Source organism: Lutimaribacter marinistellae, assembly GCF_042648365.1.
Classification (GTDB): Bacteria; Pseudomonadota; Alphaproteobacteria; order Rhodobacterales; family Rhodobacteraceae; genus Lutimaribacter_A; species Lutimaribacter_A marinistellae.
This window is the reverse complement of record NZ_JBHRXI010000010.1, coordinates 209192-235719: the sequence shown is the minus strand read 5'-3', so window position 1 is coordinate 235719 and position 26528 is coordinate 209192. Positions and strand designations below refer to the sequence as shown.

Sequence of the window (26528 nt, the reverse complement as noted above, 5' to 3'; positions counted from 1 at the left end):
CTGGCTGCCTAGCAGCAGCCGCAGCCAGCCCCGTGCGCCTGACAGTGATCATGCGCGGGTGCAGGCGGCGCGTCACCCACTTCGGTCAGCACCGCGCGCAGAACATGCAGGATCATGTCCACATCCTCGGCTTCGATGGTCAGCGGCGGGCGGATCTTGAGGATGTTGTCGTGCGGTCCCTCGCTGCCGATCAGTATCCGGTGATCGCGCATGCGGTTCTTGACGTACCGGCAGATCTCGGTGCTTTCCGATCCGTCCGGGGCCACCAGTTCCACGCCTATGAAAAGACCCATCCCGCGCACGTCGCCTAAACAGGTGAAATCGCGTTCGAGGTCGCGTAGTCCAGCCATCAGGCGGGCACCCATCTGGCGGGCGTTGTCCTGCAACTCCTCTTCATCGACTATATCCAGCACCTCTTTCCCGATCCGGCAGGAAAGGGTCGAACCACCGAAGGTCGAAAAGAACTCGGGCCCTTTTGCAAAGCTTTCTGCGATGGCGCGGGTGGTCACAAGCACGCCCAGGGGATGGCCATTTCCAATGGGCTTGCCCAATACGACGATGTCGGGCGAGGCGCCCTGATGCTCGAACCCGAAGTAATGGTCGCCCAACCGGCCCAGCCCGGTCTGTACTTCGTCGGCGATGCAGATACCCCCGGCCGCGCGGATTTTCTCGTAAACAGCCGGCAGATAGCCTTTGGGCGGGATGATCTGGCCACCAACCGAGGGGAAGGTCTCGGCGATGAAACCCGCGACGCCGTGGCCCTTGGACTTGAGCGCAGATATGGCCGGATCCACGAGATCCGCGAATTTCTGCGCTCTCTCCGGGTCGTCGCGGCCAAAGCTGCCGCGGTAATCGTCTGCGACCTCGACCAGTTCAACCCAATCCGACTGGCCGACGCCGCCAGGTGCATTGAACTTGTAGGCCGAGATGTCGATCACACCGGTCGTGTTGCCATGGTAGCCATGATCGGGGGTAACCATTCCCTTGGCACCGGTATGGGCGCGGGCAAGGCGCAGGGCGAGTTCATTTGCCTCGGTCCCCGAATTGACGAAATAGCAGACCTCGAGATGGTCCGGCAATTTCGACAGGATCTTCTCGGCAAAGGCGACCTGGGCGGGGTGAAGGTAGCGCGTGTTCGAGTTCATGCGCTTGAGCTGGTCGGCTGCGACGGCCTGAATTCGCGGATGCGCGTGTCCGACATGTGGCACGTTGTTGTAGGCGTCGAGATAGGGCCGCCCCCACTCGTCGAACAGGTGGTGCTTCCACCCGCGCAGCAGCATCACCGGCTCGTCATAGGTGAGGCTGAGATTGGGGGCGAAGTGGTTCAGGCGCTGTTCCAGCACCTTGCGGCGGTCGACGGGTTCGTAACGCGTCTTGCTATCGGGCAGGTTCAGCAATGCTGCCGGGTTGGGACAGATCGCATGCCACAGCTCCAGCTCGTCCGGGTCGGCGACGCCGGGCCAGTTGGCCTGCATTCCGGCCGTGGTCAGGGCAAGCTGGAAATGCACATGCGGGACCCAGCCGCCGTTCTGGTACTTGTCGCCAAGCTTGCAGAAGGCCGCCCCCTGCGCCACCGGGTCACCGGGTTTGAGGCGGTCGCAGGCCTCAGGGTCGAGATGGCCGTAAAGCGTATAGAAAACATCACCTTGCGGCGTTTCGTGGTGCAGGATGACCACACCTCCATAGTCGAGGTGATTGTCGCGGTTCTCGACAACTTCGACCCGTCCGCTGAGGGGGGCGTAGAGCGGCGTTCCGGCAGGGGCAAAGACATCAACCGCGATATGCACGGTGCGACGATCGCTTGCCTTCCACGGCCCCTTGCGAAACCCCTTTTCGGCATAGATCAGGCGCGGCTCGTTCCAGTAGCCCAACCAGATGCCCTCGCCATACTCTTCGCCGATGCGGCCGGCCTCGTCGAGTTGCAGGTCGAACGGGTTTTGTGGCCAGGTGGAGTTCTCGACCGAGAGGGACCCCATGGGCGCGTCGTCCAGCGGCTCGCCCATCAGCGGGGCAAAGCTGCCGCGATGCTCTTCGATCCAGTCCAGCACGCGTTGCGCGCCGTCGGTCACGGGGAGAGAGCAGGCCGCGCGCAGCCTTGGGGACATGAGGGCGCCGTTCACGGCCGGGTTTTCGAGGAAACGCCATGCCGGGGCCTGACTGATCGTGACGTATGGATCGTCGGGCGTTTCGGTGGCCATGAGCGTCGAGTTGACCACCGAAACTGCAAGGCGCATTCGCAGGAGAGGCCAAATTAGGTCTATTTCTTCGGTGCTTAGCCTGTTCGCGGAATGGTATCCACGGACCAGTGCAGCAAGGGCCTGCTCGGGTTTGGGATGGTCTAGAACGACGTAGGCACCCGCGATTGCAAGCTCGCAGATGCGGGGCGCGGCGCACATGTCGCCGAGGTCGATCAGGCCCGAGATGCGGCGTGGATCGCCAAGCTCACCTTCGACGAGGATGTTGTAGTCATTGGCGTCGTTGTGGATCGCCTGTCGGGGAAGGGCAGCAAGCTTGGCCTCCACCTTTTTGAAATCACTGATGATTTCCTGGATCAGGGCCTGTCTCTCGAAACCTTGGATGGTCGCGACATGCTCTGCGATCCACCCTGCGCGGGTCAGGTCCCATTTAAAATCGCGTTCGAGGTCGGCATGCTCGAATCGTTCGAGCGCACGATCCGTCGCGCCAAGGACGCGGCCGAGCTTGGCGATAAGATTCTGATTTTTCGGGAAAGATTTGGCGTAGCAGCGACCGGGCAACGCCTCTTGCAGCCAGCAAAGACGCTCTGTACCCGTGTCGTCGGCAAGTGCGGGAAGCGTCTTGTCGTCGAGCGTCGGAATGACATCGGGAAAAGGCAGGCCGGGGGCGGCGTCGCGCAAATGCGCCAGCGCGGCCACCTGCATTTCGACCAGGCCCTGTGGGCATCCGGGGCGCATCACCTTGAAAACATAAGAGTTTCCATTGGCGGCGTCGGCCTTGAAGTTCAGGTCGTATTCACCGTCGAGGCGGGTCAGCTCTGCGTCGATGCCCCAGACGCGGCGCAGGGTCGAGGACCAGTGTTCAGCGAGATCCGTCATCGCGCGGCTTTCCTTCATGTTTTGTAAAGTACCCCCGGTCGCGGGCGGAATTGACCGTTTTGTACCCCTGCACGGCCCCCCTTTGACCGTTTTGTACAAGGGGGTACCACGGCCGGTTTCATCCCATCGCGCGCAGGCGCTTGATGAGCGAGGAGGTATCCCAGCGCCCGCCGCCCAGTTTCTGGACATCCTTGTAGAACTGATCCACCAGCGCGGTGACCGGCAGGGAAGCACCGGTCTCGTCGGCGGTGTCCAGGCAGATGCCGAGGTCCTTGCGCATCCAGTCGACGGCAAAGCCGTGATCGAAGTGATCGTCGAGCATCGTCTCGTAGCGGTTCGACATCTGCCAGCTTCCGGCCGCGCCCTGGCTGATAACCTCGACCACGGCGCGACCGTCGAGGCCGGCGGTCTCGGCGAAATGCAGGGCCTCGGAGAGACCCTGCACCAGGCCGGCGATGGCAATCTGGTTGCACATCTTGGTCATCTGGCCCGCGCCGCTGTCACCGATGCGGCGGCAGATGCGGGAATAGGCGTCCATCACCGGTTCGGCCTTGTCGTATTCGGCCTGATCGCCGCCGCACATGACAGAGAGCGCGCCGTTTTCGGCCCCGGCCTGTCCGCCGGAGATGGGCGCGTCGACGAAGCCCAGACCAAGTTCCTTGGCGGTGGCCTGCAATTCGCGCGTGACCTTGGCCGAAACGGTGGTGTGGTCGACAAAGATCGCGCCCTTGGCCATGCCTGCAAATGCGCCGTCATCGCCAAGGCAGACCGAGCGCAGATCGTCGTCATTGCCGACGCAGGACATCACGAAATCGGCACCTTGCGCGGCCTCGCGCGGGGTGGGGGCGCTGGTGCCGCCATGTTCGGCGGCCCATTTTTCGGCTTTGGCGGCGGTGCGGTTGTAGACCGTGACCTGATGCCCGGCCTTTTGCAGGTGGCCGGCCATCGGGTAGCCCATCACACCAAGTCCCAGAAACGCGCATTTCGCCATGATCTCATCCTCCTCGCAGCGCCGCCCCCGTGGCGGGTCAGGCCATGACAAAGCAAAGCCGGGCCGAAAGGGCAAGCAGGACTTGCTCAGGCGTGGCCGAGATCCCTGAGGATCGGGCAGTCGGGGCGGTTGTCGCCGGCGCAGGCATCGACAAGATGGCGCAGCGTGTCGCGCATGGATTTGAGATCGGCGATCTTGGCCTCGATCCGGGCGAGGTGGTCCTGCGCCACGGTCTTGACGTCGGCGCTGGCGCGGGTTTCGTCCTCGTAGAGCGCCAGCAGGGTGCGGCAATCCTCGATCGTGAAGCCAAGCGCGCGGGCGCGACCGAGGAACGTGAGCTTGTGCAGGTCGGTATCGCGGAAACGGCGATACCCGTTTTCGCCGCGCTGGGGTGTGATCAGGCCGATATCCTCGTAATAGCGGATGGTTTTGGCGGGCAGGCCGGTTTCGCGGGAGACATCGCCGATATTCATCTCGGGCTCCTTCATTCCGCCGGGGCGGTGCGTGGGGTCGCGGGCCGTGGCGCGGGGCGCGCGTGGGCGCGGCGCAGGCGCAGCGCGTTGGACAGTACGAAGACCGAGGAGAGCGCCATCGCGCCCGCGGCCAGCATCGGCGAGAGCAGCGGCCCGCCGAACGGGTAGAGCAAGCCCGCGGCGACCGGGATCAGTGCTGTGTTGTAGCCGAAGGCCCAGCCGAGGTTCTGGCGGATGTTGCGCATGGTTGCGCGGCTGAGCTCCAGCGCGGTCGCCACGCCCTGCGGATCGCCGGACATCAGCACGACATCGGCGGCCTCGATCGCGATGTCGGTGCCGGTGCCGATGGCGATGCCGGTATCGGCCTTGGCCAGCGCGGGCGCGTCGTTGATGCCGTCGCCGACAAAGGCCACCGGCCCATGCTGCGCGCGCAGGTCCGACACGATGCGGGCCTTGTCGGCGGGCAGCGTTTCGGCGCGCACATGGGTGATGCCGAGCGTGTCGGCCAGCGCCTGCGCGGTGGTGGCGTTGTCGCCGGTGACGAGCGCGACCCCGACGCCTTGGGCGCGCAGGGCGGCGATGGCCTCGGCCGCGCCGGGTTTCACCGGGTCCGCAACCGCGAGCACGGCGGCGGCCTGGCCGTCGATGGCGAGGTAGAGCGGGGTCTTGCCCTGGGCGGCAAAAGCCGCGCCGCGCGAGGGCAGATCGCCCATGTCGATGTCCTCCGCTGCCATCAATCGGTCGGCGCCCAGCAAAAGATCATGGCCCTCGACGCGGGCGCGCAGGCCCATGCCGGTGAGTGTTTCGAACTGTTCCGGTTCGGGCAGTTCGCCCTTGGCGGCGCGGGTGATCGCGCGGGCGATGGGGTGTTCCGAGCGCGCCTCGGCGGCGGCGGCGAGGCGCAGCACGGTGTCGCCGTCCATGCCGGGCGCGGGGGTGAGGTCGGTCAGTTCGGGGCGGCCCTGTGTCAGGGTGCCGGTCTTGTCGAAGGCGACGATGGCGGTGTCCTGCAACCCTTGCAGCGCGTCGCCCTTGCGGAAGAGCACGCCCAGTTCCGCCGCGCGCCCGGTGCCCACCATGATCGAGGTGGGGGTGGCGAGACCCATCGCGCAGGGGCAGGCGATGATGAGCACCGAAACCGCCGCGACCAGCGCCAGCGGGAGTGCGGGTGCGGGGCCGAAGACCAGCCAGAGCAGCAGGGTCAGCGCGGCCACGGCAAGCACCACCGGCACGAAGATGGCGGTGATCCGGTCGACGAGGCCCTGGATGGGCAGTTTCGCGCCCTGCGCCTGCTGAACCATCTCGATGATCTGCGCCAGCACGGTGTCGGCGCCCACATGGGTCGCGCGCATCGTGAGCGCGCCGGTGCCATTCATCGTGCCGCCGGTCAGCCGCGCGCCGGTCGTCTTGGCGACGGGAACAGGCTCTCCCGAGATCATGCTTTCGTCCAGCCACGAGGAGCCGCCGGTGACCTCGCCATCGACCGGCACACGCTCGCCCGGACGGATGTGCAGAGTGTCGCCCACGATGATCTCGGCGATGGGGCGCTCGGAGATCTCGCCGTCACGTTCGACGCGGGCGGTGCGGGGTTGCAGACCCATCAGGGTGCGGATCGCGGCGCCGGTGCGGCCCTTGGCGCGCGCCTCCATCCAGCGGCCTGCGAGGATGAGGGTGACGATCACGGCCGCCGATTCGTAATAGACGTTCGCCGTGCCCGCGGGCAGCAGGCCGGGCGCGAAGGTGGCCACGAGTGAAAAGAGGTAGGCCGCGCCGGTGCCCATCGCGACAAGCGCGTTCATGTCGGGCGCGCCTTTCAGCAGGCCCGGTATGCCACGCGTAAAGAAATACCGGCCCGGACCGGCAAGGATCGCCGTGGTCAGAGCGAACTGGATCAGGTGCAGGGTACGCATTCCCAAGAGCCCGTGAAGCCAGTGATGGAAGGCGGGAAAGAGATGCCCGCCCATCTCCATCACGAAGACGGGCAGGGTGAGCGCGGCGGCGATCAGGGTCTGGCGGCGCAGTCCCGCGATCTCGTCGGCCCTGTCCGGTGCGGGGGCGGCCTCGGTCCGGGCCTGGGCGGCATATCCTGCGCGCGTGCTGGCTGCGGCGATGTGGGCGGGGTCGGTCACGCCTTCGGCATAGGTGACCTGCGCGCTTTCGCTGGCGAGGTTGACCTGAGCGTCGATCACGCCGGGTTCGGCCTTGAGCGCGGTTTCGACGCGCCGCACGCAGGAGGCGCAGTTCAGCCCTTCGATGGTGAGCGCGGTCGAGGCGGTCGCGGCAGGGTAGCCCGCAGCATCGAGCGCGCCGGTGAGTGCGGCAGGGTCGGTGTCATGCTCGATTCGCGCCGTGGCGGTGGCGAAGTTCACCGCCGCCGACTGCACCCCCGGAACCGCGCGCAGCGCCTTTTCCACGCGCCCCACGCAAGAGGCGCAATTCATTCCGGTAATCTGGAGATCGGTCGTCGTCATCGGTATTTCCCTGGTCTGGGAATGCAGATAGGGGTTCCAGTCACGGGAAGGTCAAGAGGGCAGCGTGATTTTTCGCGCTTGTCACCGCGTTGTGGCAATGCGTTGTTAGGCGCGTCCGAAACGATGGAGCGCATGATGATCCCAGACGCCTTTTCCGCACCCGGCCGGTTCTTTCGCGGGAACCTGCATACCCATTCCACCCTGTCGGACGGGGTGCTGGAGCCCGAAGAAGTCTGTCGCCGTTATCGGGCCGAAGGTTATGACTTCATCGCGCTGACGGATCATTTCGTCGGGCATTACGGCTATCCGATCGCGGACACGACGGCGTTCCGCGATGACGGGTTTACCACGATCCTCGGCGCCGAGCTGCATAGTGGGGCGATGGAGAACGGAGAGCTGTGGCATATCCTGGCGGTGGGGCTGCCGGCGGATTTCGCGCCATCGCACTCGCCGCATTTCCGCCCGGTCGAGGGGCAGGAGAGCGGGCCGGAGATCGCCGCGCGCGCGCGGGAGGCGGGGGCCTTTGTCGCGGTGGCGCATCCGCATTGGTCGGGCTTGACCGAGGCCGACGCGCTGTCGATCGAGGCGGCCCACGCGGTCGAGATCTACAACCACGGTTGCGCAGCGGAACTGGACCGGGGCGACGGGCTGCACATGGCGGACCTGCTGTTGGCCCGTGGCCGCCGGGTGGACCTGATCGCGACGGATGACGCGCATTTCGCCAGCCCGGATGCGTTCGGTGGCTGGGTGATGGTCAAGGCAGAGGAAAACACGCCCGAGGCGCTGCTGGAGGCGTTGAAGGCGGGACGGTTCTATGCCTCGCAGGGTCCTGAGTTGCGAATGGTTGAGCGTAATGGATACCGGATGCGGGTCGAGTGTTCGGCGGTCGAGACGGTGTCTGTGCAGGGTGCGGGCAGTGCTGCGGTCTCGGCCACGGGGCATTCGCTGACCGGCGTGGAACTGGACCTGAGCCGGCTGGCGGCCAGCCCGTGGTGTCGCGTGTCGGTGCGCGACGCTGCCGGGCGGCGGGCGTGGTCGAACCCGATCTGGATGGAGTGAGGCGCAAGTGCGCTTGCCGGTCAGGCAGGCGCGCGCCAGCCAGCCTCGCGCAGCGCCGCGCCATAGCCGGGGGCGGTGTTCATGCGGGGGCCGAGCCCCTTGTCGAGCAGGGTCCGGTGCAAACTGGGCAGGTTGTAGCAGGGCACATGCATGATCATGTGATGCTCGAGGTGGTAATTGACCCAATAAGGCGCGACCAAGAGCCGGGCGAGCGGACCCGCATGGGTGGTGCGCACGTTGCGGAACGGGTCGTCTGATTGCTCGGTCGCGCCATGTTCGGCGATGTTGCGGACACGCAGGACGAACTGGAACCACGTGAGATAGGGCAGCAGCCAGAAGGCCAGCCCCCACCACCACTCACCGACAATCCCCATCAGGACGATCACGCCGAAAAAGACTGGCAGCGATTTCCACAGCTGGGGGGCCTTGAAGCTTTGCGCGAAATCGGAGGCTGCGGCCTTGATCGCGTCATCGTCGCCTGCGAGGCGGACGGACATCATGATCTGCCCCATCAACTGCTTGATCCCGGTGCGGCCGGTCAGGTCGCGGGCGAACTTGCGCTTCATCGAGGCGTGGGAGGTCGGGAATTTCGAAGACAGAACAAGGTCGGGGTCCTTGTCGGTCTGGGTGAAGCGGTGATGGGTCAGGTGGTAATGGCGATAGGCCGCAAGCTCGGCCATGATGGGACGCCCGCAGAGCCATTCGCCGACCGTCTCGTTCAGCCCGCGCGATTTGAACAGCGCGTTATGCGCGGCCTCGTGCATGAGGATGGCAAGGCCAAGCTGGCGCGAGCCGATCACCATGACGGCAATGACGAAGGTCAGCGGGTTGGGCCAGAGGGCGAAAAGCGCCAAGGCAAGTGCAATGGTGCCCCAGCAATGCGCCACCAGCCATGCACCGCGCAGGTCGGAGCGTTCGGCCAGGGGGCGGATTTCCTCGGGCGTGAGATAGGCCTTTCCAGGTGTCATGGCGATGTCCTCCCGCACGGCAGTGTCTCAGCGAGGGGTGGTGCCTGTCAAAAGTGACGTTGCGCCCTGCGCGTTTGTCAGCCGCGCCAGTCGAAGAAACCGGGGCCGGCGCGCTTCAGAAGGCTGGCGGCGAGCGTGCGGCCGATCTCGGCCCCGTCCTCGGCCGGGCCGGTGAGCTCGTCGGCCAGCGACTCGGACCCGTCGGGGCGCAGGATCTCGCCGCGCAGGCGGATCGTGGCGCCGTCGAGACCGGCCAGCCCGGCGATGGGCGTTTCGCAGGAGCCGTCGAGCGCGGCGAGGAAGGCGCGTTCGCAGGCCATCTGGGTGCCGGTCGCGCTGTCGTGGATCGCCTCGAGCATCTGCGCGGCGCGGCTGTCGTCGGCCCGGTGTTCGATGCAGATCGCGCCCTGCGCGATGGCGGGCAGCATGTCGCCCACCGGGATGGGTGTAGCGGGTACGTCGGCCATGGCAAGCCGGTTCAGCCCGGCCTGGGCGAGGAAGGTGGCATCGGCCACGCCATCGGCGAGCTTGCGCAGGCGGGTCTGCACATTGCCGCGGAACTCGACCACGTTCAGGTCGGGCCGCCGCACCAGCAGTTGCGCGCGGCGGCGCAGCGAGGAGGTGCCCACGGTCGCGCCCTGCGGCAGGTCGGCGATGGCGGTGAAACGCGGCGAGATGAAGGCGTCGCGCATGTCCTCGCGCGGCAGGAAGGTTGTGATGACCAGCCCGGCGGGTTGTTCGACGGGCATGTCCTTGGTGGAATGCACGGCGATATCGATCTCGCCCCGCAGCATTGCCTCTTCGATTTCCTTGGTGAAGAGACCCTTGTTGCCGATCTCCTTGAGCGGTCGGTCGGCGTCGATCATCGGCTTGTTGTCGCCGGTGGTGGCGATCACGGCGATCTCGAACGCGTCGGAGGGCAGGTCGAAGGCCCGCGAGAGCCTGTCGCGGGTTTCATGCGCCTGTGCCAGCGCCAGCGGCGAGCCGCGCGTGCCGATGCGCAGGGGCTGCGCGGGAGAGGGGAGCGAGAGTGTCATGACGACCAGCTTTAGTCGCGTCAGATTGCCCTTTCAATGGGCGGCACGCTTGACAAAACGCCGCTTGCGTCGGACCCGTGGAGCAAAGAACGGGAAAGGACGGACATGGCCGAGCAAAAGAAGCTGCTGAGATCGCTGGCGGGCGAGGTGCAGGACGTGCCGCCGATCTGGATGATGCGGCAGGCGGGACGTTACCTGCCGGAGTATCGCGCAACGCGCGAGAAGGCGGGCGATTTCCTGAGCCTCTGCTACAATCCGGAGCTGGCCGCCGAGGTGACCCTGCAGCCGATCCGGCGCTACGGCTTCGACGCGGCGATCCTGTTCGCCGACATCCTGCTGGTGCCGCAGGCGCTGGGTGCGGATCTGTGGTTCGTCACCGGCGAGGGGCCGCGCCTGTCGACGCTGACGGACCAGGCCGGGTTCGACGCCTTGAAGCCCGCTTCGGACGTGCACGAGGTGTTGTCGCCGGTCTACGAGACGGTGTCGATCCTGTCGCGGGAATTGCCCGGCGACGTGACGCTGATCGGCTTTGCCGGCGCGCCCTGGACGGTTGCAACCTACATGATCGCGGGGCGTGGGACCAAGGACCAGGGACCGGCCCATGCGTTGAAGGACGAGAACCGGCCGCTGTTCGAGGCGCTGCTGGGGCGCATCACGGAGGCAACGATCGAGTATCTCTCGCGCCAGATCGAGGCGGGGGCCGAGGTGGTCAAGATCTTCGACAGCTGGGCGGGATCGCTGAAGGGCGAGGATTTCACCCGCTACGCGGTGGAGCCCGCGCGGGTCATCACCGCCGCGCTGAAGGAGCGTCACCCGGGTATTCCGGTGATCGGGTTTCCGCGCGAGGCGGGTGAGGGCTATGTCGGCTTCGCCCGCGCCACCGGCGTGGATTGCGTGGCGTTGGACAACTCGGTCGCGCCCGACTGGGCGGCGCAACATGTGCAAGTGGATGGCTGTGTACAGGGCAACTTGGCCTCGTCGCACATGGTGACGGGCGGGCAGGCGCTGGTGGACGAGACCCGCGCCATCGTGAAGGCGTTTTCCGGCGGGCCGCATATCTTCAACCTGGGCCACGGGATCACGCCGGATGCCGATCCTGCGAATGTGCAGCTGATGATCGACACGGTGCGCGAGGGGTGAGCGTTGTGGGGGCTTTGCCCCCACACGCAGGTTTAACGTGGGGGCTTTGCCCCCAACGCGCGGGTTTAACGTGGGGGCGCTGCCCCCACACCCCCGGGATATTTCAGGCAAGAGGAAGGGGGCGGGTCAGCGCCCCTGTTCCGTTTCGGTTTCCAGTTCGGCGCGGATCTCGTCGCCGTGTTCGCCGCGCGCGGGGATCGGACCCGGGCGACGCGACTGGCCATCGAAGCGGGGAGCCGGGGCGGCCTGCAGGGCGCCATCCGCCTCGAACCATGCCTGGCGTGCGGCGTTCATCGGGTGGGCGGCGGCCTCGGACGGGGTGAGAACGGGGGCCACGCAGGCATCGGTGCCGAGGAACAGATCCTCCCAGTGGCTGCGGGGCTGTTCGGCGAAGAGGCCGGCGAGGCGGGCGGTGAGGACAGGCCAGGCCTTTGGGTCGAATTGCTTGGCGAATTCGGGATCCTCCGCGAGGCCCATACGCTCGAGGAAGAGGGCGTAGAACTTGGGTTCCAGCGCCTGGATGGAGATGAATCCGCCGCAGGCGCAGGCGTAGGAGCGGCTCCAATGCGGGCCGTCGAGCAGGCTTTGCCCGCGTGTGTCGGACAGACCGCCGGCCTGTCGCAGGCTCATCAGCAGGTTCATCATGTGGGCCGAGCCGTCATAGATCGCGGCGTCGACCACGGTGCCGCGACCGGAGGTGCGCGCGGCGAGTATGCCCGCGAGGATGCCGGCGACGAGATACATGGCGCCGCCGCCGATATCGCCAACCAGTGTGGCGGGCGTCTGCGGTGCCTCGCCGGGGGGCGAGGCGTACCACATGGCGCCGGAGAGGGCGATGTAGTTGAAATCATGCCCTGCCGCCTGAGCAAGCGGGCCGGTCTGACCCCAGCCGGTCATGCGGCCGAAGACCAGCGCGGGGTTGAGCGCGTGGCAGGTATCGGGGCCGAGGCCCAGCTTTTCCATCACACCGGGGCGGAACCCTTCGATCAGCGCGTCGGCGGTGGCGATGAGGGCCTTGGCGGTGGCAAGGTCGGCGGGGTCCTTGAGGTCGAGCGCGATGGAGCGTTTGCCGCGGTCGAGAAGCGACCGCTCGGGCATGCCGGGGGTCGCGGCGCCGCCCTTGCGGTGGATCACGATGACCTCGGCGCCCAGATCGGCCAGTGTCATGGCGGCGAAGGGGCCGGGGCCGAGGCCCTCGATCTCGACGATGCGGATGCCTGACAGCATGTTGTTCCTCCCTCTGTCGGTGCGGGCAGGTTTGTGGGGCGCGCGGCCGATTGCAAGCCGGGCCGGGCGCGACGTCGGGTCATTTCGGCGGGCTCTGGGCGTGGGCGGGGAAGCGTGCTTGTCTCGTGTCGAGACAGCAGGGAGGAACGCATGTCGACGGTCGATTACGAAAAGGACGGGCGGATCGCGCGGATCACGCTGAACCGGCCCGAGGTGATGAACGCCATCGATGACAGCCTGCCGGTGGACCTGGCCGAGGCGGTGGCGCGGGCGGATGCCGATCCGGGGGTGCATGTCATGGTGTTGTCGGGGCGGGGCGAGGCGTTCTGCGCGGGCTATGACCTGACTTTTTACGCCGAGGGCAACGGGTCGGGCGAGGTCACGCAGGAGATGCCGTGGGATCCGATCAAGGATTACCGGTTCATGTGGGCCAACACGCAGCATTTCATGGCGCTGTGGCGGGCGATGAAGCCGGTGATCTGCAAGGTGCACGGTTTCGCGGTGGCTGGCGGGTCGGATATCGCGCTGTGTTCGGACATGGTGATCATGGGCGAGAACGCGCGGATCGGGTATATGCCGGTGCGGGTCTGGGGCTGTCCCACCACCGCGATGTGGGTTTACCGGCTGGGTCCGGAGCGGGCCAAGCGGATGCTGTTCACCGGCGACAAGATCACCGGGCGCGAGGCGGCGGAGCTGGGGCTGGTGCTGAAGGCGGTGCCGGAGGATCAGCTGGACGACGCTGTCGAGGAGATGGCGGCGCGGATGGCCAGCGTGCCGGTCAACCAGCTGGCGATGCAGAAGCTGGTGATCAACAACGCGATGGAGCAGATGGGACTGATGCAGACCCAGCGGCTGGCCACGATATTCGACGGGATCACGCGGCATTCGCCCGAGGGGTTGAACTTCAAGGCGTTTGCCGAGGAGAGCGGATGGAAACGGGCCGTGGCCGAACGTGACGACGGCACCTGGGACTGGACCGAGAACGCGCCGCTGCCCAAGTCGAACAGGTAGCGCGCGGGAAAGTTGCCTTGGCGGATTTTCGCCACTAGCCTTTCGCGAAGTTGGTGACTTCCCGAGGCGAGGGACCCGTTTGCGAATCTCTATTCTTGTCGCGTTTCTGCTGCTGGTTGGCGTGTTCGTCCTGGTCCTGGTCCGGTTGCATCCACCGGACCGGCTGATCATCGCCGCCGGTCCCGAGAATGGGGCCTATTCGGCCATTGCGGAGCAGTATCGCGAAGTGCTGGCGCGCGACGGGATCACGCTGGAGATCGTCGAGACCGCAGGGTCGGTCGAGAATGCCGGGCTGATCAGTGCCGGGGAGGTCGATGTGGCACTGCTGCAGGGCGGGATCGAGGTTTCGGACCCCGGGGTGGAGGCGATCGGATCGGTGTTCTACGAGCCGATGGCCTTTCTGGTGCGGACCGGGGCGGAGATCCCGCGCAACCCGGCGCTGTGGTCGGGGTTGCGAATCAACAGCGGTCAGGACGGTTCGGGAACGGCGGCGGCCTTTCGCGACCTCGAGGCGGCCGTTGGCCTGCCTTCGGAGCGCAACACGCATCTGGCGCTGAGCTATGCCGAGTCCATCGCGGCGCTGGTGCGGGGCGAGATCGACATCGCGGTGTTCGTGGCCCCGGTCGATGCGCCCTACCTGCTGGCCGCTTATGGCGACAACCGGCTGCATTTCATGCGGATCGACTACACAGAGGCGATCTCGCGCCGGATGGTCTATGCCGATACGGTGACGGTTCCGGCGGGGGCGATCTCGCTCAACCCGGTGCTGCCGCCCGAGCCCTTCTCGCTCATCGCGTTGAAGGCGCGGCTGGCCATTGCGCCGGACCTGCACCCGGCGCTGGTGAACCGGTTGGCCATGGCGGCGATCGAGCTGCACCGCGAGCGGGGTATCATCACCGAGCACCAGACCTTTCCCTCGGCCGAGGGGGTGCGGTTGCCGGTGAACAACACGGCGCGGCAATTGATCGTCGAGGGACCGTCGACCTGGCATGACTGGCTGCCCTATTGGATCGCGGCGCAGATCAACCGCGTGCTGCTTTTGCTGCTGCCTTTCGTCTTTATCGTGCTGCCGCTGTTGCAGGCGATGCCCGGTGTTTATGCCTTTTTCATGCGTTGGCGGGTCTGGCAGTACTACCCCGAGCTTGGGCGGATCGAACAGGAACTGGCCGAGCGGCCAGAGGGCGCGGCGCTGGACCAGTTGCAGGAGCGGCTGGAAGCGGTGGAGGAACGGCTGGCCGGGATGCGTCTGCCGGTCGCCTATCGTCAGGGGCAGTATGACACGCGGCTGCATATCGGCCTGATCCACAAACGGATCGAGGCGCTGCGCGAGGAATGGGAGGACGCCCGCAGCGCGGTCAGTAACGCGCCTTGATCCGGGCGTCGCGGGCGATGCGGCGGGCCTTTTGTCGTTCGCGGAGGAACACGAACAGGCCCGATCCCGCGATGAGGGCCATGCCGATCCAGACCTCTGGGTCGGGCAGTTCGGCCCAGATCGCCCAGCCCCAGAACACGGCAAGCGGCAGGCCCACGTATTCGAAGGGCGCGATGGTCGCTGCGTCGGCCAGCCGGTAGGCTTGGCTGAGGCAATAGCCGATGATGGCCGAGTTGAGCCCGAGCCCGATGAGGTAGGGCCAGTCGCCCTCGGCCGGCCAGACCCAGGCCCGCAGCAGGAAGATCACGCTGTCGTTCTGCGCGCCCTCGGCAAAGCGGCCGTCGCCCGCGACGGTGAAAAAGCCGATCGAGACGATGATGAACATGCCCTGGATGTAGACTGCCAGCGCCGAAGCCTGCGTGGTGGCGCCCAGCTTGCGCGTCATCAACTGGTTGAGCGCGTAGAACAGTGCGGCAAGGATTGGCAGGGACAGGACGAGGCGGCTGACCTCGAGCGTATCTCCGCCTTGCCACGGGCGCTGCATGATGAGCGCGCCGACAAAGCCGACCACCACGGCGCCGATGCGCAGGGGGCCGACCTTTTCGCCCAGAAGCGGGATCGACAGCAGCGTGATGAAGAGTGGTGCGACGAAGAACAGCGCCGTCGCCTCGGCCAGCGGCAGCACGGCCAGCGCGGCGAAGAAGGTCATGTTGGCGATCACCACGAGCAGGCCGCGCAGGATGTGCAGGCCGGGCTGCTCGGTCTTGAGGATCTGCCAACCGCCTTCGAACTGCACCATGGCGAGCGAGAACAGGATACCGATGGCCGAGCGGGTGAAGACGAGCTGATGCAGCGGGTAGCCGCCCGACAGTTCCTTGATCAGCATGTCGTTCACCGAGATCGCGGCGACCCCGGCCAGGACGAAGACGATGCCGGTTCCGGGCCGGTTGAATGCGCTGGCGGACATGGCGGTGTTTCCTTCGGGCCGCGGATGCGGACGGGATACCGCTATCACACCGGGCGCATCTGTCCATGTCTCATTTCCCGACTGGCATGTTGCGGAGCGGGGGAGGGCGTGGCACCAATGGCGCGAGCCCTTGGTGTCGAGGAGGAACCCCACCATGCATATGAGCGACGAGAAAGAGATCGCTGCCCCCCGCGAAACCGTTTATGCCGCGCTGCTCGATCCCGAGATGCTGAAGGCCTGCGTGCCCGGCGCGCAGGAGGTTTCGGGCAACCCGCAGGACGGGTACGAAGCGGTGGTCACGCAGAAGGTCGGCCCGGTGAAGGCGACCTTCAAGGGACAGGTCACGATGTCGGACATGGTCGAGAACGAGAAGCTGACCATTGCCGGCGAAGGCAAGGGCGGGGCCGCGGGCTTTGCCAAGGGCGGTGCGCAGGTCACGCTGTCGGATACCGAGGCGGGCGGCACGTTGCTGGCCTACGAGGTCGATGCCAAGGTGGGCGGCAAGCTGGCGCAGCTGGGCAGCCGGCTGATCGACGGCTTCGCCAAGAAGATGGCCGACCAGTTCTTCTCGAACCTGCAGCAGCAGATCGAAGGGCCGGCCGAAGAGGGCGCCGACGGAGCGGACGAGGCCCCGGAGATCGGGAAAAAGGGTTGGTTCGGGCTGCGCAAGGGCAAGGCGTGACGCGCGCAATGGCCCCGATCCTGTCGATCCGCGATCTGCGCAAGTCCTACGAGGGCGGGTTCGAGGCGCTCAAGGGTGTGAGCCTCGATATCGAGGAGGGCGAAATACTCGCGCTGCTCGGACCCAACGGGGCGGGCAAGACCACGCTGATCTCGACCATTTGCGGCATCACCACGCCGACATCGGGCAGCGTCACGGTGGGCGGGCACGACATCAGGTCGGAGTTTCGCGCGGCGCGGCAGATGATCGGGCTGGTGCCGCAGGAAGTGGCGCTGGAGCCGTTCGAGAAGGTCGTGAACACCGTGCGGTTTTCACGTGGGCTGTTCGGATACGGGCGCGACGACGCGCGGATCGAGGAGATCCTGCGCAAGCTGTCGCTCTGGGACAAGCGCGACAACGCGGTCAAGGAACTGTCGGGCGGCATGAAGCGCCGGGTGCTGATCGCCAAGGCCCTGGCGCATGAGCCTCGGGTCCTGTTCCTTGACGAGCCGACGGCGGGTGTGGACGTGGAACTGCGCAAGGACATGTGGGAGGTCGTGGCCGAGTTGAAGGCCGCGGGCGTGACCATCATCCTGACCACCCACTACATCGAAGAGGCCGAGGCCATTGCCGACCGGATCGGCGTGATCAGCGGTGGCGAGCTGCTGCTGGTCGAGGAAAAGACCGCGCTGATGCGGCGCATGGGACAGAAATTCATCGAGGTGCAACTGACCGAGCCGATCGTCGAGATCCCGCCGGGTCTGGCGCGCTATGATCTGGAACTCAACGGGGCGGGCGACGTGTTGGTCTATCGCTATGACACGCACAAGCGCACCGGCATCACCGCCCTGCTCAACGACGTGGCCGAGGCAGGGCTGGTGCTGCGCGACGTGGATACGCGTCAATCGAGCCTCGAAGAGATATTCGTCGGTCTGGTCGCAGGAGAGAAGACATGAACTGGGCCGCAATCGGCGCCATCTACCGTTTCGAGATGTCGCGTTTCTTTCGCACGCTGGCGCAGAGCTTCTTTTCGCCGGTGCTGTCGACCTCGCTTTACTTCGTGGTGTTCGGAACGGCCATCGGCAGCCGTATCCAGGAGGTCGAAGGCGTGTCTTACGGGGCCTTCATCGTGCCGGGGCTGATCATGCTGTCGGTTGTGATGCTGGCGATTTCCAACGCCTCTTTCGGGATCTACTTTCCAAAGTTCATCGGCACGATCTACGAGCTGTTGTCGGCGCCGGTGAACTTCATCGAGATCGTGATCGGATACGTGGGCGCGGCCGCGACCAAGGCGCTGTTCGTGGGGCTGGTCATCCTTGTCACGGCGAGCTTTTTCGTCGATCTGAGGATCGAACATCCGCTGGCGATGGCGGCGTTCCTGATCCTGACCTGCCTCAGCTTTTCGCTGTTGGGGTTCATCATCGGCATCTGGGCCAGCAATTTCGAACAGATGTCGCTGGTGCCGCAGCTGGTGGTGACGCCGCTGATCTTTCTGGGCGGGACGTTCTATTCGATCTCGATGCTGCCACCGGTGTGGCAGACGATCACGCTGTTCAACCCGGTGGTCTACCTGATCTCGGGTTTCCGCTGGTCTTTCTACGGCATGGCCGACGTGCCCATCCTTGCAAGCCTTGTGGCCATTGCGGGGTTCACCGCGCTGTGCCTTGCGGTCATCTGGTGGATTTTCCGCACCGGCTGGCGGATCCGAAGCTGATGGCGCGGAGGCGTTGTAAATATGCCCGTTGCCGCATCTATTGCGGCTGCCGTCGCGTTTCGCCATGTCCGGTGCCTTGTTTACCGGCGGATGGCATTCTACATCGGGCAACATGAAATTGCGGTTGCCTTTTATCAAGAACCCGCCCCTGGTGTCGATCGTCCGCCTGTCGGGGGCGATAGGCATGGCCGGTCGGGGCTCCATCAGCGATGCCAGCCTGCGGCCGCTGCTCGAGAAAGCGTTTCGCCGGGGCAAGCCCGCCGCCGTCGCGCTGGAGATCAATTCGCCGGGCGGCTCGCCTGTACAAAGCTCTCTCATCGGTGCGCGGATCCGGCGGCTGGCCAAAGAGACCGAGGTGCCGGTCTATGCCTTCGTCGAGGATGTCGCGGCATCGGGAGGGTACTGGCTGGCGGCGTCCGCCGACGAGATCTGGGCCGATGACAGTTCGGTCATCGGGTCGATCGGTGTGATCTCGGCCGGGTTCGGGGCGCATGTCTTCCTTGCCCGTCAGGGGCTGGAGCGGCGCGTGCACACGGCAGGCAAGTCCAAGTCTTTCATGGACCCGTTCACCCCCGAGAAGGAAGAGGACGTGGCCCGGCTGGAAGGGCTGCTGGAAGATATCCACGCAAATTTCATCAACCACGTCAAATCGCGCCGGGGCGACAAGTTGTCGACCGACGAGGAGCTGTTCACCGGAGAGTTCTGGCTGGCGAAAGGCGCCGCCGCGCTGGGCCTGATCGAGGGCGTGGGGCACCTGAAGCCGAAGATGCAGGAGATGTTCGGGGACAAGGTTCAGTTCCGCCGCTACTCGATCCGCCGGCCGTTCTGGTCGCGCTTCGGCTCGGAGCTTTCGCAGGATGTCATGGCAGGGATCGAGGAGCGGGCGAGCTTCGCGCGTTTCGGGCTCTGACGTGATCCTGAAGGTCGTATCACTCTTCCTCGTCGTGATGGCCGTGCTGGCACTGTTCGGAAAGCTGCGCTTTCCGGGGCAGAAGCGGCTGGCCTCGGCGCGCTGTCCGCGCTGCGGACGGTTCCGCATCGGCAAGGGACCCTGCGCCTGCGGGCATGGAGGCAGATCATGATGCCATGGCTTCTGACCGGTCTCGGCCTTGTCGTGCTGTTGCTGGCGGGCGATGCGCTGGTGCGCGGGGCGGTGAACCTGAGTCTGCGGCTGGGCGTGCCGGCGCTGATCGTCAGCCTGACCATCGTGGCCTTTGGCACATCGGCGCCCGAGTTGCTGATCGCGATCAAGGCGGTACAGGAGAACGCGCCGGGCATCGCGCTGGGCAATGTCGTGGGGTCCAACACGGCCAACATCCTGCTTGTTCTGGGTGTGCCCGCCCTGTTGTCGCGGCTGCATACCAGCGAGTGCGACACGCGAAAGACCTATGTCTTCATGCTTGTGGCCTCGGTTCTGTTCATCGCGCTGGCCTTCCTCGGGTCGTTCACCTGGGTGAGCGGGGTGATCCTGCTTGCGGCGCTGGGTTACGTCCTGTGGGACGCGTTCAGCGAGGCCAAGGCGCATCGCCGCGCCGAGGCCGAGGCAGAGGACGAGGACCTGGACGAACTGGAAGGCGCCGACCCCGACATGCCGTGGTGGCGGATCGGCGTCTATTTGGTTCTTGGTCTCGTTGGCTTGCCGATGGGTGCGCATCTGCTGGTCGAGAACTCCTCGATCATCGCGCGGACCTACGGCGTGAGCGAGACGGTCATCGGGTTGACGCTGGTCGCGCTGGGCACCTCTTTGCCCGAGCTTGCGACGACGGTCATGGCGGCGCTGCGCCGGCAGGCCGACGTGGCGTTGGGCAATGTCATCGGGTCAAACATGTTCAACCTGCTGGCCATTGTCGGCATCGCCACCTTTGTCGGTGAAATTCCGGTCGACCCGGAGTTCCTGCGCTTTGACCTTTGGGTGATGCTGGCGGCCTCGCTGCTGCTGATCCCCTTTGTCTTTTTCAAGCGCGATATCGGCCGCGTCTGGGGTGTGGTCTTGACCGCGCTTTACGTGATCTATGTGGTGGTCCTCCTGTTCTGACCCGTGACGGAGACCTTTTCATGACCCGAGCCCTCGTGACCGGTGCCGGCAAACGCCTTGGCCGCGCCATGGCCCTGTATCTCGCGCAGCGGGGGCTGGACGTGGGCGTGCATTTCGCCAGTTCAGGGGAGGCCGCGCAGGAGGTGGTGGACGAGATCCGCGTCATGGGCCGGAAGGCCGAGACGTTGCAGGCCGACCTGCTGGACGAGGCGGCGACGCAGTCACTGCTTCCGCGTGCAGCCGAGGCGCTGGGAGGGCCGATCACACATCTGGTGAACAATGCCTCGATCTTTGAATACGACACGGTGGCGAGCGCCACGCGCGACAGCTGGGACCGGCACATGGAGAGCAACCTGCGCGCGCCCTTCGTGCTGACGCAGGCGATGGCCGCGCAGGGGCTGGATGCGGCGACGGACGAGAATGGAGAGCCGGTCGCCGTCGGGCTGATCGTCAACATGATCGACATGCGCGTGCGCAAGCTGACGCCGGAATTCATGACCTACACGCTGGCAAAGGCGGGATTGTGGACGCTGACGCAAACCGCGGCGCAGGCGCTGACGCCAGCGATCCGTGTCAACGCGATCGGGCCGGGGCCGACGCTGCAGGGCGCGCGGCAATCGGACAAGCATTTCGCCGAGCAGCGCGCGAACACCATCTCGGGCCGGGGGGCGAACCGGTCGGATATCACGGGTGCTTTGGGCTATTTCATGGATGCCCCGGCGGTAACCGGGCAGTTGCTTTGCATCGATGGCGGGCAGCACCTGGGCTGGAAAACGCCGGATGTTCTGGGCCCGGAATAGGTATCGGCGCCGCAAGTTTTGCACCGGTCACACGACCGTTACGTAAGCGTTACAAAAACGCCTTTAAATTCAAAACCTTGTCCCGCTTTGGAAAAAATTTTCTTGAAAAACAGGTGGTTAATGCCGCGCCTATTTTTTGAGCAATTAAACGAAACCGCAGTGGAACAAGGGAAAATCCGGATGCCCCGAAAGTTATCGTCGTAGTTATCCACAGAAACCGTGGATTTGTTTACCCTTGAAACCGTCTCGCCAAGATTGCAGCACGGCAGGAAGAATCATACCTCTGGCCCATGAGTGACAAAGCCGCCCCCGAAACCGAATCGCGCCCGACGAGCTATGCCTGCATCCAGTCCTATCTGAAGACGCTTGACGGCTCGCCGGGTGTCTACCGGATGCTGGATGCGCAGGCGCGGGTTCTCTATGTCGGCAAGGCGCGGAACCTGCGGGCGCGGGTGTCGAACTATTCTCGCCCAGGGCATTCGCCGCGGATCGAACGGATGATCCGCGAGACGGCCTCGATGATGTTCCTGACCACGCGCACCGAGACCGAGGCGCTGCTGCTGGAACAGAACCTGATCAAGCAGCTCAAGCCCAAGTACAACGTCCTGCTGCGCGACGACAAAAGCTTTCCCAACATTCTTGTCGCCAAGGGCCACGCCTTTCCGCAGATCAAGAAGCACCGGGGCGCGAAGAGTGAGAAGGGGGCGTATTTCGGCCCGTTCGCCAGTGCCGGGGCGGTCAACCGGACGCTGAACCAGCTGCAAAAGGCGTTCCTGTTGCGCAACTGTTCGGATTCCATGTTCGACAGTCGGACGCGGCCCTGCCTGCTCTACCAGATCAAGCGCTGTTCGGGGCCCTGTGTGGGGCTGATCTCGGAGGCGGATTACAGCGAGAGCGTGCGCGATGCCGAGCGGTTCCTGTCGGGCCGGTCGACCAAGGTTCAGGAAGAGCTGGCCACGCAGATGGCCGAAGCGTCGGAGGCGATGGAGTTCGAGCGCGCCGCGGCCCTGCGCGACCGCATCCGCGCCCTGACCAATGTGCAAAGTGCGCAGGGCATCAACCCGCGCGGTGTGACCGAGGCGGACGTGATCGCGCTGCACATGGAAAGCGGTCAGGCCTGTGTCCAGGTCTTCTTTATCCGGGCGAACCAGAACTGGGGCAACCGCGACTTCTATCCCCGCGTGGGGGCAGATGTCGGCGCTGCCGAGGTGATGGAGGCGTTCCTGGGCCAGTTCTATGACAACAAGGAACCGCCCCGGCAGTTGATCCTGTCGGATGCGATCGAGAATGCCGACCTGATGTGCGAGGCGCTGAGCGAAAAGGCCGGCCGCAAGGTCGAGATCCTTGTGCCGCAGCGGGGCGAAAAGGCCGAGCTGGTGTCCGGTGCGCTGCGCAACGCGCGCGAGGCGCTGGGACGGCGCATGGCCGAAAGCGCCACGCAGGCGCGGTTGTTGCGCGGTCTGGCCGAGGCGTTCGACCTCGACGGTCCGCCGGGACGGATCGAGGTTTACGACAACTCTCACATCCAGGGGACGAACGCGGTGGGCGCGATGATCGTGGCCGGGCCGGACGGGTTCATGAAGAACCAGTACCGCAAGTTCAACATCAGGGGTGACGACCTGACACCGGGCGACGATTTCGGGATGATGAAGGAGGTGCTGACGCGCCGCTTTACCCGGTTGCTGAAGGAAGATCCCGAGCGCGACAAGGGTCTGTGGCCCGACCTGTTGCTGATCGATGGCGGCGCGGGGCAGGTGAGCGCGGTGGCCGAGATCATGCGTAGCCACGGGGTGGAGGATATTCCGATGGTGGGCGTCGCCAAGGGCGTGGATCGCGACCATGGCAAGGAAGAGTTTCACCGGACGGGCCAGCGCCCCTTTGCGCTGAAGCGCAACGACCCGGTTCTGTATTTCGTGCAGCGCCTGCGGGACGAGGCGCACCGGTTTGCCATCGGCACCCACCGCGCCAAGCGGGCCAAGGCGGTTTCGGCCAACCCGCTGGACGACATTCCGGGCGTTGGCGCCTCGCGCAAGCGGGCGCTGCTGGCCCATTTCGGCAGCGCCAAGGCGGTGAGCCGGGCCAACCTTGCCGATCTGAAGGCGGTGGACGGGATTTCGGAGGGGCTGGCGCAGAAGGTCTATGACTTTTTCCACGAGCGCTGACTTGTCTTTCCCGCGTGGCTGGGTTTGGCTGCGCGCGCAGGAGGATTTCAGATGAACATCATGCAGGGCTTTCCGCCGCTGGAAGAGGATCGGGCCACGTTGGCGAACTGGCGGCAGCAGCCGTTTTCGTCATGGGCCTTTCACCACGTGCGCGAGATCGTGCCATCGGCCGAGATCGCAAATGACCCGGCGGACGTCTGGGCGATGGAGGAGGGGGCACCGATCCTGTCCGCGGACGAGATCGAGACCGCGATCGAGGGCACGCAGACCGATGCGCTGGTCGTACTGCGCCAAGGCCGTATCGCACACGAGCTTTACCGCAACGGGATGGGCGCGCAGGATCCGCATATCCTGATGTCGGTGTCGAAATCCATGCTGGGGCTGCTGGCGGGCATCCTTGCGGGCAAGGGCTTGCTGGACATCGAGGCCGAGGTGACGCGTTACCTGCCCGAGCTGGCCGCCACGGCCTATGCCGGGGCCACCGTGCGCGATGCGTTGGACATGCGCGTCGGTGTCGCCTTCGAGGAGGACTACGAGGCGACCGGCGGCCCGATCATCGCCTATCGCAAGGCGGCCAACTGGAACCCGGTCGAACCGGGCGATGCGCCGGTCGACCTGCGCGGGTTCCAGTCGATGCTGACAGAGAGCGACGGGCCGCATGGCGGGCGGTTCCACTATGTCTCTCCCGTGACCGACATGCTGGCCTGGCTGATGGAGCGGGCGACCGGGACCCGCTATGCCGACCTGATGGCAGAACACCTGTGGCGACCCGTTGGGGCCGAGCGGCCCGGCTACATCACGGTGGACCGGATCGGCGGTCCACGGGGTGCCGGTGGCATGTGCCTTACCGCGCGCGACCTTGCCCGTGTGGGCAGGCTGATGGCCTCGGGCGGGCAGCGCGACGGGCGGCAGGTGATCCCGGCCGGCTGGCTGGACGACATCGCCACGCAGGGCGACCGGGCAGCGTGGCGGCAAGGCGATTTCGCCGAGAAGTTTCCGGGCTACGACATGTGCTATCGCTCGAAATGGTACGTCCATCCGGGCGAGATGCCACTGATTCACGGGCTGGGCATCCATGGCCAGTTCCTGTTTGTCGACCCGGTGCGCGAGCTGGTCGTGGCGTGGTTCTCGTCCGAGGCCGAGGCGGTGAGCGAGACGACCGGGCCGAAGCGTTTCGAGCTGGTGGCGCGGTTGCGCGCGGCGGTATGAGCGCGGCCCTTCCCTCTGTCAGGCGGGCGGGGTAAACCGGGGCCATGATCTGGAACCTGCCCAATATCCTGACCCTGCTGCGCCTGCTGGCGGCACCGGCATTGGCGGTGATGTTTCTGTATTTCGACCGCCCCTATGCCGACTGGTTCGCGCTGATCCTGTTCGCGGGCGCGTCGATCACGGACTGGATCGACGGATACCTTGCGCGGGCGTGGAAGCAGGAAACCAAGATGGGCGCGATGCTGGACCCGATTGCCGACAAGGCGATGGTGGTGATCGCGCTGATGATCCTGGTGGGCTATTCGCATGAACACTGGACACCCTGGCTGGTCCTGCCGGCGACGGTGATCCTGTTCCGCGAGGTGTTCGTGTCGGGCCTGCGCGAATTCCTGGGCGATGTCGCGGGCACGCTCAAGGTGACCAAGCTGGCCAAGTGGAAGACGACGCTGCAGATGGTCGCCATCGCGGTTCTGTTCGCGCAGGGGATATTCGAGCATTACGGCAATGCCACGGGGGCGAGCTGGACCGGGAATGCGGGGCTGGTCCTGATCTGGATCGCCGCCGCGCTGACGCTGATCACCGGTGTGGATTACCTGCGCAAGGCCATGCCGCATCTGAAGGAGACATCGTGATGGATGTGCTGTACTTCGCCTGGGTGCGTGAACGGATCGGCCTGCCGAGGGAGCGGGTCGAGACACAAGCCGCGACGGTGACCGAGCTGGTCGAGGAGCTGCGCGCGCGCGAGGCGCGCTACGAGGCGGCCTTTGCCGACCTGTCGGCGCTGCGGGTCGCGCTGGACCAGGAATTGTCCGATTTCGAGGCGCCCCTTGAAGGGGTGCGCGAGGTTGCGTTCTTTCCCCCGATGACGGGCGGGTAGGGATGCGTATCCGGGTTCAGGAAGAGGCGTTCGACCTTGGGGTAGAGGCCAATGCCTTTGCCGAGGGCGGGATGGCGAACGGGGCCATCGTGACCTTTACCGGCGTCGTGCGCGATGTGGCGGGCGGGCTGGCCGCGATGGAGATCGAGCACTATCCGGGGATGACCGAGAAGGCCATCGCAGGCATCGCCGAGGAGGCGCGGACGCGCTGGCACCTGGGCGACGTCATGGTCATCCATCGCTATGGACGATTGGCACCGGGCGAGCGGATCATGATGGTCGCCACCGCGGCACCGCACCGCAAGGACGCGTTCGAGGCAGCGGAATACCTGATGGATTATCTGAAGTCCCGCGCGCCGTTCTGGAAGAAAGAGGTCACCCATGACGGCGCCGAATGGGTCGCGGCCAAGGACGAGGACGAGGACGCGCTGACCCGCTGGTAACGGCTGTCGTCCCGGTGTTCAGACGCGCTTGTGCCGTGGTTTGAGCATTCGGATGGTATCGCGCACGGTTTCCGGCAGCGCGGTATCGGCCCCGTCCGGGGCGGCGTCGAGCGCGCTTTCGACATCCTTGACCAGAATCGCGATCGTGTTGTCCGGGGAGAGCCCGCCGCGGGCGAATTCGATCGCGTCGAAATTGCTTGCAAACCAGTTCTGGCCAGAGCTTGTGTGGATGAGATCCAGCAGCGCCCGCTCATCAAGACCGGCGGTGTCCGCCCAATCGAGCACCAGCCGTGTCATCGCGGTGTTTGCCGCGGCGAGAAGGTTGTTGAGCACCTTGGCCTGCATGCCTGACCCGAACTGGCCCATGCGGTGAAAGTGCCGGCCCATCGCCGAAAGCAGAGGTTGGGCGGCGTCCAGTGATGCGTCGCTGCCGCCGAGCATGAAGGACAGGCGCGCCTCTTCGGCGGCGATCTGCGCGCCGGACATGGGCGCGTCGATAAGTGATATATGGTCAGGAGCACGGTCCCGCAGCGCGCGGGTATAGCGCGGCGATAGAGTGGAGCAGATCAGGATACGGGACAGGTGCTTTGCGTGGATGAAGCCCTGGGCACCAAAAAGAACGTCCTCGGTTTGCGCGATGTCGCGCACGACCGTGATCAGGGTGTCGAGATCTTGTGAGAATGCCTGCGCGTCATTCGTCACATGCGGGGCCATTGGCCCGAATTCGCTGGGTGGGCGAATGTCGAACCCTTGCGCATCGAAGCCGTTGCGACGCAACGCGGCCAACATGCCCGCGCCCATGCGCCCGCATCCCGCAACACCGATCATTTGCCGGGC

Annotated in this window: 25 protein-coding genes; 16 read left to right on the top strand and 9 right to left on the bottom strand. The window is 65.6% G+C overall.

What is annotated here, in order from left to right; all coding sequences use genetic code 11:
- Positions 1 to 8: 8 nt before the first annotated feature.
- The 4 genes from ACFORG_RS09985 to ACFORG_RS09970 all read right to left on the bottom strand — a co-directional run bounded on the left by ACFORG_RS09985 (position 9) and on the right by ACFORG_RS09970 (position 7009).
- Complete coding sequence (locus ACFORG_RS09985; RefSeq protein WP_386735280.1) at positions 9 to 3074, bottom strand: aminotransferase class III-fold pyridoxal phosphate-dependent enzyme; 3066 nt, start codon at positions 3072 to 3074, stop codon at positions 9 to 11.
- 118 nt (positions 3075 to 3192) lie between these two features.
- On the bottom strand, positions 3193 to 4065 hold the full coding sequence (locus ACFORG_RS09980; RefSeq protein ID WP_386735279.1) for an NAD(P)-dependent oxidoreductase: 873 nt from the start codon (positions 4063 to 4065) through the stop codon (positions 3193 to 3195).
- A gap of 86 nt (positions 4066 to 4151) precedes the next feature.
- Positions 4152 to 4538, bottom strand: coding sequence for a Cu(I)-responsive transcriptional regulator (gene cueR, locus ACFORG_RS09975; protein ID WP_386735278.1), 387 nt, complete (start codon positions 4536 to 4538; stop codon positions 4152 to 4154).
- A gap of 11 nt (positions 4539 to 4549) precedes the next feature.
- Positions 4550 to 7009 (bottom strand): heavy metal translocating P-type ATPase, encoded by a 2460-nt coding sequence (locus ACFORG_RS09970; protein WP_386735277.1) that lies wholly within the window; start codon positions 7007 to 7009, stop codon positions 4550 to 4552.
- A gap of 135 nt (positions 7010 to 7144) precedes the next feature.
- Here ACFORG_RS09970 and ACFORG_RS09965 point away from each other — a divergent pair, with 135 nt between their 5' ends.
- A complete protein-coding gene (locus tag ACFORG_RS09965; protein ID WP_386735811.1) occupies positions 7145 to 8068 on the top strand; it encodes a CehA/McbA family metallohydrolase in 924 nt (307 codons plus the stop codon).
- Between the two features lie 20 nt (positions 8069 to 8088).
- Here the strand turns inward: ACFORG_RS09965 and ACFORG_RS09960 are convergent, their stop codons facing one another.
- A complete protein-coding gene (locus ACFORG_RS09960; RefSeq protein ID WP_386735276.1) occupies positions 8089 to 9036 on the bottom strand; it encodes a fatty acid desaturase family protein in 948 nt (315 codons plus the stop codon).
- A gap of 77 nt (positions 9037 to 9113) precedes the next feature.
- On the bottom strand, positions 9114 to 10073 hold the full coding sequence (gene hemC, locus ACFORG_RS09955; protein ID WP_386735275.1) for a hydroxymethylbilane synthase: 960 nt from the start codon (positions 10071 to 10073) through the stop codon (positions 9114 to 9116).
- 105 nt (positions 10074 to 10178) lie between these two features.
- Between hemC and hemE the strand changes: the two genes are divergently transcribed.
- A complete protein-coding gene (gene hemE / locus ACFORG_RS09950) occupies positions 10179 to 11213 on the top strand; it encodes a uroporphyrinogen decarboxylase (protein ID WP_386735274.1) in 1035 nt (344 codons plus the stop codon).
- Positions 11214 to 11339: 126 nt separating this feature from the next.
- On the opposite strand, the gene ACFORG_RS09945 is transcribed toward hemE, so the two are convergent.
- The gene (locus tag ACFORG_RS09945) at positions 11340 to 12440 is read right to left on the bottom strand and encodes a CaiB/BaiF CoA transferase family protein (protein ID WP_386735272.1); all 1101 of its coding nucleotides are present in this window, start codon (positions 12438 to 12440) and stop codon (positions 11340 to 11342) included.
- Between the two features lie 33 nt (positions 12441 to 12473).
- On the opposite strand from ACFORG_RS09945, the gene ACFORG_RS09940 reads away from it, so the two are divergent.
- Both ACFORG_RS09940 and ACFORG_RS09935 read left to right on the top strand, forming a co-directional pair.
- Complete coding sequence (locus ACFORG_RS09940) at positions 12474 to 13451, top strand: crotonase/enoyl-CoA hydratase family protein (protein ID WP_386735271.1); 978 nt, start codon at positions 12474 to 12476, stop codon at positions 13449 to 13451.
- A gap of 79 nt (positions 13452 to 13530) precedes the next feature.
- Positions 13531 to 14823, top strand: a complete 1293-nt coding sequence (locus tag ACFORG_RS09935; RefSeq protein WP_386735270.1) for a TAXI family TRAP transporter solute-binding subunit — start codon at positions 13531 to 13533, stop codon at positions 14821 to 14823.
- Here ACFORG_RS09935 and ACFORG_RS09930 read toward each other — a convergent pair.
- Positions 14807 to 15790: a DMT family transporter gene (locus ACFORG_RS09930; RefSeq protein WP_386735269.1), complete on the bottom strand. Its 984-nt coding sequence runs from the start codon at positions 15788 to 15790 to the stop codon at positions 14807 to 14809. The genes ACFORG_RS09935 and ACFORG_RS09930 overlap by 17 nt on opposite strands.
- Positions 15791 to 15944: 154 nt before the next feature.
- On the opposite strand from ACFORG_RS09930, the gene ACFORG_RS09925 reads away from it, so the two are divergent.
- From ACFORG_RS09925 to ACFORG_RS09870, 12 genes are all read left to right on the top strand, one after another.
- Positions 15945 to 16472 carry a CoxG family protein gene (locus ACFORG_RS09925; RefSeq protein WP_386735268.1) on the top strand — a complete coding sequence of 176 codons (528 nt, stop codon included), beginning with the start codon at positions 15945 to 15947 and terminating at the stop codon, positions 16470 to 16472.
- 8 nt (positions 16473 to 16480) lie between these two features.
- Complete coding sequence (locus tag ACFORG_RS09920; RefSeq protein WP_386735810.1) at positions 16481 to 17407, top strand: ABC transporter ATP-binding protein; 927 nt, start codon at positions 16481 to 16483, stop codon at positions 17405 to 17407.
- Positions 17404 to 18165: an ABC transporter permease gene (locus tag ACFORG_RS09915; protein ID WP_386735267.1), complete on the top strand. Its 762-nt coding sequence runs from the start codon at positions 17404 to 17406 to the stop codon at positions 18163 to 18165. Before ACFORG_RS09920 ends, ACFORG_RS09915 begins: the two co-directional genes overlap by 4 nt.
- 112 nt (positions 18166 to 18277) lie before the next feature.
- On the top strand, positions 18278 to 19075 hold the full coding sequence (locus ACFORG_RS09910; protein WP_386735809.1) for a S49 family peptidase: 798 nt from the start codon (positions 18278 to 18280) through the stop codon (positions 19073 to 19075).
- Position 19076: 1 nt separating this feature from the next.
- A complete protein-coding gene (locus tag ACFORG_RS09905; protein WP_386735830.1) occupies positions 19077 to 19247 on the top strand; it encodes a hypothetical protein in 171 nt (56 codons plus the stop codon).
- Positions 19244 to 20200 (top strand): calcium/sodium antiporter, encoded by a 957-nt coding sequence (locus ACFORG_RS09900; protein ID WP_386735265.1) that lies wholly within the window; start codon positions 19244 to 19246, stop codon positions 20198 to 20200. Before ACFORG_RS09905 ends, ACFORG_RS09900 begins: the two co-directional genes overlap by 4 nt.
- Positions 20201 to 20220: 20 nt before the next feature.
- Entirely contained in the window at positions 20221 to 21000 is a 780-nt protein-coding gene (locus tag ACFORG_RS09895) for an SDR family oxidoreductase (RefSeq protein ID WP_386735264.1), read from the top strand.
- A 290-nt stretch (positions 21001 to 21290) separates the two neighbouring features.
- Positions 21291 to 23162: an excinuclease ABC subunit UvrC gene (gene uvrC, locus ACFORG_RS09890; protein WP_386735262.1), complete on the top strand. Its 1872-nt coding sequence runs from the start codon at positions 21291 to 21293 to the stop codon at positions 23160 to 23162.
- A gap of 51 nt (positions 23163 to 23213) precedes the next feature.
- Positions 23214 to 24371, top strand: coding sequence for a serine hydrolase domain-containing protein (locus ACFORG_RS09885; RefSeq protein ID WP_386735261.1), 1158 nt, complete (start codon positions 23214 to 23216; stop codon positions 24369 to 24371).
- 44 nt (positions 24372 to 24415) lie between these two features.
- Complete coding sequence (pgsA, locus tag ACFORG_RS09880; protein WP_386735260.1) at positions 24416 to 25003, top strand: CDP-diacylglycerol--glycerol-3-phosphate 3-phosphatidyltransferase; 588 nt, start codon at positions 24416 to 24418, stop codon at positions 25001 to 25003.
- Positions 25003 to 25248: a molybdopterin converting factor subunit 1 gene (gene moaD, locus ACFORG_RS09875; RefSeq protein ID WP_386735259.1), complete on the top strand. Its 246-nt coding sequence runs from the start codon at positions 25003 to 25005 to the stop codon at positions 25246 to 25248. Before pgsA ends, moaD begins: the two co-directional genes overlap by 1 nt.
- Before the next feature lie 2 nt (positions 25249 to 25250).
- Positions 25251 to 25691 carry a molybdenum cofactor biosynthesis protein MoaE gene (locus ACFORG_RS09870; RefSeq protein ID WP_386735258.1) on the top strand — a complete coding sequence of 147 codons (441 nt, stop codon included), beginning with the start codon at positions 25251 to 25253 and terminating at the stop codon, positions 25689 to 25691.
- Positions 25692 to 25709: 18 nt separating this feature from the next.
- Here the strand turns inward: ACFORG_RS09870 and ACFORG_RS09865 are convergent, their stop codons facing one another.
- The gene (locus ACFORG_RS09865; RefSeq protein WP_386735257.1) at positions 25710 to 26519 is read right to left on the bottom strand and encodes an NAD(P)-dependent oxidoreductase; all 810 of its coding nucleotides are present in this window, start codon (positions 26517 to 26519) and stop codon (positions 25710 to 25712) included.
- Between the last annotated feature and the right edge of the window lie 9 nt (positions 26520 to 26528).